The organism is Bdellovibrio sp. HCB209 (genome assembly GCF_047306065.1).
In the GTDB taxonomy this organism is placed as follows: domain Bacteria; phylum Bdellovibrionota; class Bdellovibrionia; order Bdellovibrionales; family Bdellovibrionaceae; genus Bdellovibrio.
The window spans coordinates 2,908,107-2,921,260 of record NZ_CP178618.1 but is presented as its reverse complement, the minus strand read 5'-3'; the positions used below and the strand labels follow the sequence as shown (position 1 = coordinate 2,921,260).

The 13,154-nt window shown below is 46.7% G+C and carries 13 protein-coding genes; 7 read left to right on the top strand and 6 right to left on the bottom strand.

The window, feature by feature from the left end:
* Positions 1-20 precede the first annotated feature (20 nt).
* Entirely contained in the window at positions 21-872 is an 852-nt protein-coding gene (locus ACLVWP_RS14150; protein ID WP_413558148.1) for a S1 family peptidase, read from the bottom strand.
* A 111-nt stretch (positions 873-983) separates the two neighbouring features.
* Here ACLVWP_RS14150 and trhA point away from each other — a divergent pair, with 111 nt between their 5' ends.
* The 5 genes from trhA (at position 984) to tpiA (ending at position 6,004) form a co-directional block, all read left to right on the top strand.
* Positions 984-1,619, top strand: coding sequence for a PAQR family membrane homeostasis protein TrhA (trhA, locus tag ACLVWP_RS14145; protein WP_413558146.1), 636 nt, complete (start codon positions 984-986; stop codon positions 1,617-1,619).
* A 139-nt stretch (positions 1,620-1,758) separates the two neighbouring features.
* Positions 1,759-2,733 (top strand): beta-sandwich domain-containing protein, encoded by a 975-nt coding sequence (locus tag ACLVWP_RS14140; protein WP_413558144.1) that lies wholly within the window; start codon positions 1,759-1,761, stop codon positions 2,731-2,733.
* A 142-nt stretch (positions 2,734-2,875) separates the two neighbouring features.
* On the top strand, positions 2,876-3,883 hold the full coding sequence (gene gap / locus ACLVWP_RS14135; RefSeq protein WP_413558142.1) for a type I glyceraldehyde-3-phosphate dehydrogenase: 1,008 nt from the start codon (positions 2,876-2,878) through the stop codon (positions 3,881-3,883).
* A 3-nt stretch (positions 3,884-3,886) separates the two neighbouring features.
* A complete protein-coding gene (locus ACLVWP_RS14130; RefSeq protein WP_413558141.1) occupies positions 3,887-5,092 on the top strand; it encodes a phosphoglycerate kinase in 1,206 nt (401 codons plus the stop codon).
* Between the two features lie 189 nt (positions 5,093-5,281).
* The gene (tpiA, locus tag ACLVWP_RS14125; protein WP_413558139.1) at positions 5,282-6,004 is read left to right on the top strand and encodes a triose-phosphate isomerase; all 723 of its coding nucleotides are present in this window, start codon (positions 5,282-5,284) and stop codon (positions 6,002-6,004) included.
* 73 nt (positions 6,005-6,077) lie between these two features.
* Here the strand turns inward: tpiA and ACLVWP_RS14120 are convergent, their stop codons facing one another.
* Together ACLVWP_RS14120 and ACLVWP_RS14115 are read right to left on the bottom strand one after the other, a co-directional pair.
* The gene (locus tag ACLVWP_RS14120; RefSeq protein WP_413558137.1) at positions 6,078-6,527 is read right to left on the bottom strand and encodes a hypothetical protein; all 450 of its coding nucleotides are present in this window, start codon (positions 6,525-6,527) and stop codon (positions 6,078-6,080) included.
* Between the two features lie 9 nt (positions 6,528-6,536).
* Entirely contained in the window at positions 6,537-7,727 is a 1,191-nt protein-coding gene (locus tag ACLVWP_RS14115) for a hypothetical protein (RefSeq protein ID WP_413558136.1), read from the bottom strand.
* Positions 7,728-7,982: 255 nt separating this feature from the next.
* Between ACLVWP_RS14115 and ilvA the strand changes: the two genes are divergently transcribed.
* Positions 7,983-9,188: a threonine ammonia-lyase gene (ilvA, locus tag ACLVWP_RS14110; RefSeq protein WP_413558134.1), complete on the top strand. Its 1,206-nt coding sequence runs from the start codon at positions 7,983-7,985 to the stop codon at positions 9,186-9,188.
* Here the strand turns inward: ilvA and ACLVWP_RS14105 are convergent.
* Positions 9,181-9,969 carry a substrate-binding periplasmic protein gene (locus ACLVWP_RS14105; RefSeq protein ID WP_413558133.1) on the bottom strand — a complete coding sequence of 263 codons (789 nt, stop codon included), beginning with the start codon at positions 9,967-9,969 and terminating at the stop codon, positions 9,181-9,183. The two genes, ilvA and ACLVWP_RS14105, sit on opposite strands and share 8 nt — an antisense overlap.
* 226 nt (positions 9,970-10,195) lie before the next feature.
* On the opposite strand from ACLVWP_RS14105, the gene ACLVWP_RS14100 reads away from it, so the two are divergent.
* The gene (locus tag ACLVWP_RS14100; RefSeq protein WP_413558131.1) at positions 10,196-11,176 is read left to right on the top strand and encodes a hypothetical protein; all 981 of its coding nucleotides are present in this window, start codon (positions 10,196-10,198) and stop codon (positions 11,174-11,176) included.
* A 43-nt stretch (positions 11,177-11,219) separates the two neighbouring features.
* On the opposite strand, the gene msrA is transcribed toward ACLVWP_RS14100, so the two are convergent.
* Both msrA and ACLVWP_RS14090 read right to left on the bottom strand, forming a co-directional pair.
* The gene (msrA, locus tag ACLVWP_RS14095) at positions 11,220-11,717 is read right to left on the bottom strand and encodes a peptide-methionine (S)-S-oxide reductase MsrA (protein WP_413558129.1); all 498 of its coding nucleotides are present in this window, start codon (positions 11,715-11,717) and stop codon (positions 11,220-11,222) included.
* 35 nt (positions 11,718-11,752) lie between these two features.
* Positions 11,753-13,153, bottom strand: a complete 1,401-nt coding sequence (locus ACLVWP_RS14090) for a hydantoinase B/oxoprolinase family protein (protein WP_413558128.1) — start codon at positions 13,151-13,153, stop codon at positions 11,753-11,755.
* Position 13,154 lies beyond the last annotated feature (1 nt).

Genomic DNA, 13,154 nt, shown 5'->3' with positions numbered 1-13,154 from the left:
TTTTAGGAACGCGGCGCTCTCTATTGTAGGCCGAGGGCTTTCTTTTCTTCGCGCTTAAACCATGAGTAGTTCATAGCAACTTTAGTAGCTTGAGAAAAATCCATACAAGAGTGTTGGCCATTCGGTAAAACTTTGCCGTAAGTGGCAGAGGTCACGCCGACCACTTTGGTCACGCCATTGTTGCTATAGAAATGCGGACCACCCGAATCGCCTTGGCACAGGTAGGACGTCGATCCCACTCTGTTCGTAAGGTACAAAGTTTCCAATTGATTGTAGTCATCGGCCACGCGAACAACGCCACGATGAAGAATTCCGACCGAATCGCGCAGGTTTTCACCTTTTTTACCCGTGTAATCACGAGAGCGACCATAGCCATAAACATAAAGAGTGTTCTTAGCGTAGTTCGCACCTACGTCTGAATCCATTTTTGCGGGAACGAATCCGTAGGGAAGTTTACCTTCAAAAATAGCGATGGCGATATCTTGGTTGTAGCGACCGTTGGAGTTGTAGTCGGGATGTTGCTTATAAAAAACACCGCGACGAACCAGGCCCGAATTTGTGACGCCCGTTTGATTGGCGAACACGACACGGAAGCTAGAAAAATCTGTGACATACTTTTTATCAAAACAGTGGGCCGCTGTGAGGATGGTGTTGGCTCCCACCAAAGTGGCAGAGCAGAAAGTGCGCGCGATGCCTGTTGGGCCCAGCACTTCAATCAAAACGACACTCTTCGCAGCAGCTGTGGTTCTGGCAGAAACCTTTGTGCCATTGATGACACCAACTTGCTCATTTAGATTCAACGAGTCAGATCCGTGAGGCTGGCATGCTGCGAGCGCCATTGTTGAGAGCGCGATGAGAATAAGTTTTTTCATGGGCGGAAAATCATCGATGTGCGTGCTGTTGGCAATACAAATCCCAAAAATAATGGTCCTGTAATTTCGAAGTGCTTGCGTGCACATGTGTTAAAGTTTTAAGGTAGATCAGTGGAACGTCTTTTATCTGTACAGCACGGCGAAAAATTCAATACTTTTAGTCACTTGTTGGGAGGCTTGTTTGCCTTCGTGGGTGTGGCTCTGCTGATGTACCTTGCAGTTGCTAGACATGATGTGCCACGAATTCTGACTTTTACGATCTATGGCGTCTCAACTGTTCTGATTTATATTTTGTCGGTGCTGTATCATTCAGCACATGGCGAGCAGAAGAGAATGTTCCAACGTCTCGATTACATCGGCATCTATTTTAAGATCGCTGGCAATTACACTCCCTACATGATTCTTGCGATCAGCGGCCTGGCTGGTTACTCGGTGCTGTTTGTGGTGTGGGGACTTGCTCTGCTGGGGATTTATCTTGAGGTATTTCGGAAACCAAAACGCGCCATCATGCGAAATGTTTTGTACGTCACAATGAGTGCCACTGTGATACCGGTGTTAAGCCAGCTTTACCACGCGGTTTCTCTCTGGGGATTTACGTTAATTATGTTGGGCTTCTTGGCCTATGCTGTTGGATTTATTTTCTTTTTATTCGACGAGAAAATTAAACACGGTCACGGAATCTGGCATATGTTCGTGATCACTGGAAGCATGTGTCAGTATCTTTGCCTGCTGATGTACGTTGCCTAGCGGTTTCCGGTAATTCCCTAACTTCAATAAATCATGGTTTTCTTTCTCCTGGAGCGGAGCCAGTATGGCCCCGAATTTCTTGGCACGGACTTTGGATAGAGTCTTTGCAAGAATAAAATCCTTATCGAAGGGGAACCACATGAATAGAAAACAAATGATCCTTGGCGCAGTTTTGATGGCATCCGTAGTTCAAGCTTCTAGCGTAGCACACGCGGGAATTGATAAAGGTGACATCGGCACAATTATCGGGGGAGTGATCGGCGGAGCAGCTGGTTCTGGCTTCGGTAAAGGCAATGGTAAAACAGCGGCAACAATCATCGGTGCTATCGCTGGTTCCATCATCGGTAATAAATTGGGTCAACAAATGGAAGACAACGACCGTCGTGCTTACAATGAAGCTCAACGCCGTTCTCTTGAAAGTGGTATTGGCGAAAGCTGTGACTGGGATGGTAGCCGCTATGGTTCTCGTTCCGGAGCGCGCGGTTCTTTCAACTCCACTCGTGAAGGTTACAACTCTCGCGGTGAATACTGCCGTGAATACGTCAGCGTTATCGAAATGCGTGGCCGTACTGAAAGAACTCAAGGGATCGCTTGCCAAGGTCGCAACGGTTCTTGGTCTGAAACTCGCTCTTCTGAAGTAAACTGGGGCGGTCGTGGTGGTGGTCACGGTGGCGGTTACAATCCAGGTCCTCGTCCTGGCCCAGGTCCACGCCCAATGCCTCCTCGTCCAGCGCCTCCGGGCCCAGGTTCTCGCTATGACCGCGCTGATGTGCAGGTTTCTAGCATCACTCGCCGCACAGGTGGTGAATGGGTTCGCCTCAGCCTTGCTTACCCTCAAGCGATCGATCAAATCGAAGTTCGCGTATTGACGGCGGGAGCTCGTGTTCATGACGCGGTAGTTTATATGCAAAGTGGTCAACGTCTGTCCCTGTACAGCCTACAAAACAGAGGCACATTGTACGCGGGTGACCGTGCGACGTCTGAAAACTTCTTCCGCGGTGACCGTGTAACAGCGATCGATGTTCGCTTGGAGTCCATGGGTGGTTATGCTGACGTTCTGTTGTCAGTGTTCTCACTAGATGGTTACCCAAACCTTAACGTGTCACGCTTCTAGAGACACTCCGGCACTGCCGGAGTAGGCCGAAATTTAGAGCCGCTATTTAAAGCATAAAAGCCAGTCGGGACGGGGTGTCTAGACTGGCTTTTTAGCGTTCAAAGGCAGATAGTGACTGGGTTTTAAAACAAGGAGCTCATTCATGGCAAAACTTCGTATTGGTATTAATGGTTTTGGTCGTATCGGTCGCGTTTTCTTCAGAGCGGCTCATGATCAATTTGAAATCGTAGGTATTAACTCTCTTGATAGCATTGAAGGTAATGCTCATCTTTTGAAGTATGACTCTGCACACGGCACTTTTGCTGGTGACGTTTCTCACGATAACGAAAACTTGATCGTTAACGGCAAAAAAATCGCTGTTACAAAATTCCGCAACCCAGCTGAAGTTCCTTGGAAAGCTTGGGGCGTAGACGTTGTTGTTGAGTGCTCTGGCGCATTCAAAAACAAAGAAGACTTCATGAAGCACATCGAAGGTGGAGCGAAACGCGTATTGGTTTCTGGTCCTGCTGAAAAAGGTGCAGACATCACTATGGTTTACGGCATCAATCACGAAGCCTACGATCCATCAAAACATCACGTAGTTTCAAACGCATCTTGCACAACAAACTGCTTGGCGCCTCTTGCAAAAGTATTGAATGAAAAATTCGGTATCGAGCACGGCACTATGATGACAATCCACTCTTACACGAACGACCAAAAAATCTTGGACGCTCCTCACTCTGACATGCGCCGCGCTCGCGCTGCTGCAGTTAGCATGATCCCAACAACAACTGGGGCTGCTAAAAACGTTGGTTTGGTATTGCCAGAACTTAAAGGCAAAATCGACGGTATCTCCGTACGTGTTCCAACTCCAAACGTATCTTTGGTAGACTTCACTTTCACTGCGAAAGCTGACGTAACTAAAGAAGCTGTTAACGAAGCTTTGATCGCTGCTGCGAACGGTCCTTTGAAAGGCGTTCTAGCTTGCGAAAAGAACGAACTAGTTTCTGTTGATTTCAACGGTAACAAATTCTCTTCTATCGTAGACCTTGCATCAACTATGACTGTAGGTCCTCGCATGGTTAAAGTTCTTTCTTGGTACGACAACGAAACTGGTTTCTCTAACCGTATGGTTGACGTTCTTAAGCACATGGCTGCGAAAGGTCTGTAATCGATGAGCGCAGGTCTTAAAGGTATTAAAACCGTTCGTGATTTCCAATTGGAAGGAAAAGTAGTTTTCCTTCGTTTGGATCTGAACGTTCCAATGGAAGACGGCAAGATCACGGATGAAAACCGTATCACGTCTTCTCTTCCAACAATTAAGTATTGCATGGAACATGGTGCGAAGATCGTTATGGCTTCGCACTTGGGTCGTCCTAAAACTAAAGACGACAAAGAGTTCTCCTTGGAGCCCGTTGCAAAACGTCTTCAAGAGCACTTGAATGCAGAAGTGATCTTGGTTGAAGAACCAGATTCTGATGCTCCAGTTCACTTGCTACCTTCTTTAAAAAAGAATCAATTGATCCTTCTTGAAAACGTACGTTTTGAAGCGGGTGAAACTAAAGACTCTATCGAGTTCGCACAAAAAATCGCGAACTACGCAGAGATCTACATCAACGACGCGTTCGGTGCCTCTCATAGAGCCCATGCGACGATTCATGCGTTGCCGTCTGTAATGAAAGAAAAAGGCATTGGTTTCTTGATCGAAAAAGAAATCAACATGCTTGATTCTCTTTTGACGAATCCAAAACGCCCTTACATCGCTGTGATGGGTGGTGCAAAAGTTTCTGACAAAATGCCAGTGATCGAAAAGTTGATGGATATCGTTGACGGTTTCATCATCGGTGGAGCAATGGCTTACACATTCTTGAAAGCTCAAGGCGTGTCTGTTGGTAACTCTTTGGTTGAAGCTGACAAAGTTCGCTACTGCAAAGAAATGATCGAACGTATCGCGGCTCGCGACAAAACGATCTTGCTTCCAGTGGATCACGTTGCAACGAAAGCTTTTGGTGATGTGGCAAATGCTCACACGACTAAAGACGTTGTGATTCCAGATGGCGAAATGGCTTTGGATATTGGTCCTCAAACGATACGCAATTATTCTGCAGCTCTTAAAGAAGCAGGAACTATTTTCTGGAACGGTCCAATGGGCGTTTTCGAAAATCCGGCGTTCTCGAAAGGGACTTTTGGCGTAGCGAAAGCGATCGCTGAATCCAATGCGACTAAAATCGTAGGTGGGGGAGACTCTGCTGCGGCTGCTGAGATGAGTGGCTTCGCGGCTCAGATGACCCACATTTCTACTGGTGGTGGTGCGAGCCTTGAGTATTTGCAAGGGGATAAGTTGCCAGGATTGGAAATCTTGCGCACAAAGATCCGCTAGATCTTGAGCGGATCCTTCGTTGCTGCGTCGTCGGCGTACACTTGTACGCCTTCCTCCTAGCGCCTCGGCTGCGCTCAAGCTTTAGCGAACCTTTGAACGGGTGGCCGAAGCCGGGCGCGGGGATAAAAATGAGCCCCTTTGGGGCCATTTTTGTTTTTAGGGGCAGGGATTTTTTTGAAAGGGTTTTTTATGAAAAAGATTTTTGCGGGAAACTGGAAGCTTTTTAAATCGCCGGCGGAGACTCGTTCTTTTTTGAATAAGTTCAAAGAGGTGATGGCTTCAGCTACTGGTGAGGTTGTGTTCTTTCCTTCGGCTATTTCTTTGGAAGCTGCTTGTGAGGCGGTGAAGGGTTCTGCGATCAAGATTGGTGCGCAGAATTGTTATTTCCAAGCTTCAGGTGCTTTCACGGGTGAAAACTCCGCGCAAGTGGTGAAAGAGATCGGTGGAAATTATATCTTGATCGGGCACAGTGAGCGTCGTGCGATTTTTGGCGAAACGGATGCGATGATCGCTGATAAAGTGGCTTACGTTCAGTCTTTGGGTCTTACTCCTATGCTTTGCATTGGTGAGACTTTGCAAGAGCGTGAAGCGACTCATACATTCCGTGTACTTGAAACTCAGTTGTTGTTGGGTCTAGCGAAAGCTGACAAGACAAAACCTATCGTTGTGGCTTACGAACCCGTTTGGGCGATCGGCACTGGTAAAGTGGCGACTCCGGCACAGGTTGCAGAGACTCACACTGACGTTCACGGTATTTTGACTAAAATGGGCTTCACGGCGCCAATCCTTTACGGTGGCAGTGTGAAACCAGACAATGCTGGCGAGTTGATCAAGCAAGCTCACGTGAGTGGTTTCTTGGTTGGTGGCGCTTCGTTGGAAGTTGATTCTTTCCACAAGATCGCAACTGTTTAGATTTTACTGATTTTAAGAATAAAAAAAGCGCGCTCTTATCAGGCGCGCTTTTTTATTTTCTGTTCAGCAGATTTTAGCCGTTACCTGCGCCGGAATCTTCTCTTAGTTTTCCTTCTAAGACTTTCATAAAGAACGAACGTTCTTTGGCTGGAAGTTTAGACACCGCTTTCGTGAAAGACGGCTTCAATTTTTTATCTTTATAAAGATCCAGGATGCTCCACACAGCATCACCTGATGGGTCTTTCTTAATCATCTCTGCTGACAAAGAAACGATATCATCCATAAGAGTTTGGTCGTCTTTGGATTCTTTCATCGCCGCGACGGCTTTGTCCAAAACAGTATAGGCCTTCTTTAAAGCTTTATCGTTGGCATCGCCGTCGTTGTAACGAACAGTCTCCATCGATGGCAATGTAAGCACTGCACTTTTAGCTTTATTCAGGTCTTGAATGGATTGTTCAGCGTCGGCACTGGCGTGAACGCTGACAAGAAGGACTAGAACTGTGAAAAGTTTTAATGTCTTCATATAAGTTCCCTATGGCTTAATCATAACGCCAATAATGCGGTAAGGTTTACCTCTAAGTCTGAACTGCTCTGCTTTCTGGCCTTCCAAGAAGCTTCGCGTACTGTAGTAGTCACTAACGTAACCACCATTCGTACCCCAGTCAGTTTTAATTTGGATATCGCCAGATTGTTTTCTGTCAGCGGTTTCGTACACAATGATCGAACCCTTAGGAGCATCATCAGGTGATTTGATAATTCCTTTGTAAGGGGAGTCCATCAAGTTTTTAAAGCCCTGGGCTTTGAGGTCTCTGACGGCTTCTCGAGCGTGGCCACCCGGTGGGTATTTAATCTTCTGACCAGATACCAGAGCACGTTTAACATAGCGATAGCACCAGCCAGTAGAGCCTGGCTCGCGACCGTTCATGCCGGCTTTGATCGTTTTGGTGACTTTGCTACTTTGCGAGTACTTCATCACGTCAGGGAAGTCCTCCCATTCGTGTTGAGTCATCGTGTATTTTCTTTTCTTATACTTGTCGTACGGAGCCGAGCTTTTTGCGACTTCAGGTTTCGGTTCAACTTTTTCGACAGGTTTCTTTTTCGCCAAGTCATCAACTGTCTTTTTTACTTTGGCTTCGTCATCAGCGATTTTAGTCGCGACGTCTTTCAAAGCACCGTGGTTGGCAGCGCCTCCGCAGGAATTCGTCAGCATACAATTGCCGCCTGTACCAGCCTCTGTCGAGTAGCGGTCGCTCGTCATTGCTTCGTTGGGATCAACGCTTTTGTCATCGACTGGAGTTGTTGGGGCAGGGATGCCCTCGCCAGACGTGCGAGCCTTCGCAGTTAATGCGTCTTCAGGGTTTTGCACTTCGAGGTCTTTGGTATCACGGAAAGTAATCCACGGATTTTTCTTAGAATAGTAAACCCAAACTTCATCGCCAGGTTTGGCGTTGGTTTTACCTTTGCCGACTTCACTCAAACGAATCTTAACGCCATAGGCGCCGGGAGTTTTCATGCGTCGAGTTTCAACGACAGTTCCTTTGGAACCTTCAGTGACAGTTGTCGAAATGTTTCTGGCTGTTTTTGAAAAATCGGCAGAGGAGCGACCGAACAGATTTCCTGTCAATACGACTTCCTGAAGTTCATTCGGCACTTGTGCGAATGCGAAACTCCAAGTCAGCATCAAAGCTGTCGTCAAATTCAGAAATCTAAGTCGTTTAATCAATGAGACCCCTCACTGGACTTTTCGGTCAAAACTGCCGAAATCATGAGTCCTTTTGAGTATTTCCAAGGATTTCACTAGCCTCTGCGACATAATATTTCTTGATATTTGTGAGGACCCCTTAAATACATCAGTAATTATAGGTACTTAGAGGATCGATCGGGGTGGGGAACAAGGCGGGTGTTCCCAATGGAAAGCCGCTTGCCCGGGGCCTTATTTTGGAAGAAAGTAGGCGAACACACAGGAGTTCCGGTTTCTATGAAAGTTACTTTCGAAGACATTCAGAAAGCTCGTCAGCTTATTAAAGACATCATCAGCCCGACAGATATGAGTCACTCGATCAGTGCCAGCAATCTGTTGAACAGCGAAGTCTATTTCAAGTTCGAGAACACACAAAGAACTGGAAGTTTTAAATTCCGTGGTGCTTACAATAAAATCGCCAATCTAAGCCCTGAAGAAAAATCTCGTGGAGTGGTAGCTAGCTCCGCCGGAAATCACGCACAAGGTGTCGCTTTGTCGGCACGTTTGGCGGGAGTAAAATCCACCATCGTCATGCCAGAAAACTGCTCGATCAACAAAGCCACGGCAACGCGTGCTTACGGAGCAAACGTTGTTTTAAAAGGCGAGATTTACGACGAGGCTTTTGAACACGCACAAAAACTTGAGAAAGAACACGGCTACACATTCGTGCATCCTTACCAAGATCCGTTTGTCATTGCTGGCCAAGGAACAATCGGTATCGAGATCATGGAGAAAGTTTCTGACCTAGACACAATCATCATTCCTATCGGTGGTGGTGGTTTGATCAGTGGTGTGGCGTTGGCGGCGAAAACCATCAACCCAAAAATCCGCGTGATCGGTGTGCAGAGTGATCGTTCTCCAGGAATGGCTTGTCTTTACAACAAGCAAACTCCGGATATGAAAAAGAAACGTGCAGCGACAATTGCTGACGGTATCGCTATTAAAAATCCGTCGCAAATCATGTACGACAGTTTTATTTCTAAATACGTCGATCAAGTTGTGACGGTGAGTGATGACGAAATCGCTGAAGCGATCGTGTTCTTGATGGAACGTGCAAAAACGGTGGCCGAAGGTTCGGGTGCTGCAGCCATGGCAGCAGCGATGCACCGTGGATTAGATCTTGGTAAAAAGTGCTGCGTGATCATCAGTGGTGGTAACATCGATTTGAATATCGTTAGCAAAATTATCGATCGTGGTCAGGCTTTGCGCGGGAAGCTGTGCGAGTTGTCTGTGATCGTGGATGATTTGCCAGGAAATCTAAGCAACCTGACTCAAGTGATTGCGACTGAAAAAGCCAATGTTTTGGAAGTTCGTCATGATCGCGTTTCTCAAGGATTGTCCTTGCGTGAAACACGTATTGATTTTGTTTTGGAAACGACAAGTGTTGAGCACGTTGACAGAATCAAACGTGCCCTTGAAGCTGCGGGCGCAAAAATCATTTAGTTGATTCTTGCGTCTCCTGCTGCTCCCAATCGGGGATGTTATATTTTGTCAGTACTTTTGCGAGTTCGCCGTTCTGGCGCATCTCTGAAATTCCACGAGAAAATATTTTGGCATACTCTTCAGATTTTTTATTTGTTGGAGAGAATGCCATATAAAGTTTTGTATCATTGGCAACAGTGCCACTGACAGCCTTGTAGTCATCTGGGTTGATGCCCAGGTTGGTTAGGCTTGTGCGCATAACGATGTGGTTTTCAATGAAAGCATCTAAACGTTTGCTGTCCATCATTTTCAAGATTTGCTCTAACGGATGCTCACCAGAAATAGAAATAAAGGTGCCTTGGTTTTCTTTGATGATGCGATCCATGTCGCCACCATAAGCATAACCATTGATCACGCCAATGCGTTTGCCCGCTAGCGAGGCATAGCCCTTATAAGACCAGTTGCTTTCCTTTTTCACAAAGAAGAAGTCTTGGCCGTGGCCCAAAGTTTTTGCCGGGAAAACAAAATCTGGAGCATCGTTAAAGTTCGCACCTAGAATAGCAGTGGCCTTATTGCGACGAGTTTCGCTGACCGCACGTGCCCAGTTAACCATCGAGAAATTTACTTTGTGGCCGTTTTTCTCAAAGATCTTTGTTGCGACCTCAACCATGTAACCGGGTTCTTTTTCGCTGTCGCAGACGTAAGGGCACCAAGCATCAGATCTAATCATGATCGTGTCCGCCATCGCCGTCGATGTCCGGAATCCGATCATTAGAATCATTGCACTCAGTAGCTGTTTCATTATTAGTAGCCCCTCTTACTTACAGACTGATAATTCGTTACCGTGTCTTTTCGCAAGTTTCCAACCCAAACTGCCAAATTACGGAGATGTAACTGGATAGTGGCACTATTCTTGGAGTTTTTGCTCTCTGCAGAATGAGAGCGAAATTAAACCCAGATAGTGTTCCACCAAAGTGACCGAAAGTGTCAGTTGTACACTCGTTGAACACACCACATTGGATGAATTTATGAAACATAAGATCTTCTTAGCCAGTCTTTGTTCACTCACGATCGTCGCTTGTTCCGAGATCAAAAAGGTCGATGAAATGCACGATGCGACCGTGAAGATGAGCGATACAACCGAGGATATGAAGCAGCAGACGGGCGACCTGAAGGGGATGACTGACGAGCTCTACGATGCCCTTCGCCAAGGGAATGCCCTGCAATTACGTCGTGAGGCTTACAATTCGGTGGTGCAAGCGCCAACGATGTTTAAAAAGATCTCTGAAGCGACCAAGTACTTTATGTCCTTTGAGTTCCAATTATGGAATGGCATCGGCCAAGATACCTCGGTGTTGAAGCGTGATGTTTTAGGTCAACAAGCAGCCCAAGAATTCTTTATGGAGATCGAGGAGCTGGCACCACGTGATGGGTCTGTGAATCCATTGGCTGATGGTGATGATCGCACAGCTTCGTTCAATGCGATGGCCGTAGCGATGGATCAAACCAACCGCAAGCAAAACGCGAATCTTGAGTCCACAGGCCAAACGAAGCTCATCAGCATGTACAGCATGATGGAAGAAGCTTTGCTTGCCCCGCGTGAGGTTCCTCAAACAGGATACATCCGCGAGATTTTAGCTCACGAAGAAAAAGCCATTCAGATCCTGCAAACTCGTTACAACATGTTCCCGTTGATGTTCATCGATATGATGTCAAAGCTTGGCGATAAGAATATCTTCTCCCAAGGTAAGACCTTGTTGATGGGTTGGGATTTGGATTTGTCGACGATGAATGCAACTCAGACCGAGTATCTGCAAACCGAAGTTCTGCAAAAGGGACTCGATGCCAAGAACCTTTTGATCCAGTTGGGTAAAACACCAAAAATGGATTCCAAGGTAGCCCGCTTGATCGACAAAATGAGAGTGCCAAAAAAATCAGGCGCTAAAAGCTTGATGGAAGCAGAAAGCCAACAAAAGCTGATCTTGATGCTTAAAGAAATTCGCAAATAAAAAAAAGCCCGCTTCACCGCGGGCTTTTTTGTTTCATCTTTAATTAGAAATCAACTTTACGTACGAAGTGGCAAGTGTAGCCGTTCGGATTTTTCAGAAGGTAATCTTGGTGGTAGCCTTCGGCTGTCCAAAACTCAGGTGCCTTCGCGACTTTTGTGGCTGCGGGTTTGCCCCAGGCGCCGGATTTATCAACGCGAGCGATTACTTTTTCAGCGGTGGATTTTTGATCGTCCGAAGTAAAGAAAATTTCGCTGCGATACTGAGTGCCGACGTCGTTGCCTTGACGGTCAACCGTTGTGGGATCGTGAATTTTAAAGAAATAAAGCAAAAGATTTTCGAAGGACAATTGATCGGGATTGAATTCGACCTTCACCGTTTCGGCGTGTTCCGTCGTTCCGGTTTTCACGTCGTTGTAGGTGGCATTTTGAGTTTTACCACCCATGTAACCCACTTCGGTTTTCATCACGCCTGGAAGCTTGCGAATCAAATCCTCCATGCCCCAAAAACATCCACCAGCTAAATATGTGACTTCCGTTTTCATGAAAACCTCCCGTGGGAAAATTCTAACACAGATTTTTATTCCGCGCGACCGTATCCGCCACCTGTGCCTGAGCACAGACTTAGGATTTCACCTTTAAGCAGTTTTTGCTGACCCAGGACTGGCAAAGTCTTCGAAGCACCAGCTTGTTCCAAGCTCACCTCAGAAGGGTCGCCATGGCTGCAAGTTTTAGGAATGCGAGGACGATGCAAAGTCATATCTGTCAGCCAAGAAACTTGAACGTCCTCCAAGGCCTCGACCTTAAGGATCAAGCCGCGACCACCAGAAAACTTACCTTTTCCACCCGTAGAGGTGCGGCGATCCATGCGTTGTACACGCACGGGGAAGTTTCTTTCCAAAGATTCGATAGAAAGACCCTCGATATGGGCATCCATACCGTCTTTTTCACCCGTAGCACCTTTGCCGCCTTCGATATTTAAGAACACGTGAGTGTCCTGATGATTCAATTGAACCATCAATGGAGAATAGGAATTCAAAGACTTCTCAGTTTTAGTGTGGATGTTTGTCAGTGCGAGCTCAATCGCTGTTTCCAAAGCCGCCACTCCGCAAGTCATGCCTTTCAAAGTAGAAGCTGGGTATTTAGCCATCAACCAGCAACCTGCAGGCTTCGTCACCGTCAAAACAGAGAATGAACCGGTGTTGGCGTATTTGTCGAAACCGTAAAAACGGCTCAAGGCATAGAAGCAAGTTCCGTAAGTTGCAGACTCCGTCAAATTCAAGGTTTTCGCAGCTGATGTGCCGCCGAAGTCCATTGTGACTTTACCGTCTTGAATTTCAAGACTCAGGCGCAACAACTCACCGCTGTCCAAAACCACATCAACACGAGTTTCGCCCGATGCACGTTCAGAAATTTTTTGCACAGCTAGTTTTTTGGAAAGTTTCAAATAGTCTTCGATCAAATCACCAGTCACGGAAAGGCCAGTGCCCTCAATCGTGTCATGCAGTCTTTGTGCGCTATCGATCATTTGCGCACATTGTGCCTTAATCCACTCCGTGAATTGCGGAGGGCAGGCTGGGTGAGCACTCATCGCGCCCAAGATCATTTCGTTCAATTGACCTTTTTGGCGAAGGGGAGTCGGAGGAATACGCAGGCCTTCTTCCTCGACACTTTTAACAAGCTTCAGATTTTTAGCAAGTGGACGACGAGTCACCCATACCAAGTCCTCTGAAACCGCCATCAGGAAAGTAATTTCATCAAGTGTCGTGCCGCCGCTGTAAGGATCGTTCAAAAGCGCGATATCGCCTTCGTTCAATTTCAAATATTTAGTGACCGTGCGAGCCGCTTTAACCAAAGTGTCGTAGGATACGGGATTGCTTCCACGTAGTAAGAGAACATCACCTTCAGTTGTTAGCAATGCAGCTTCGCCGTGAAGGAAGTCGCCCAGCAAAGATTGAAAAAGTTCGATTTGATAAGACATA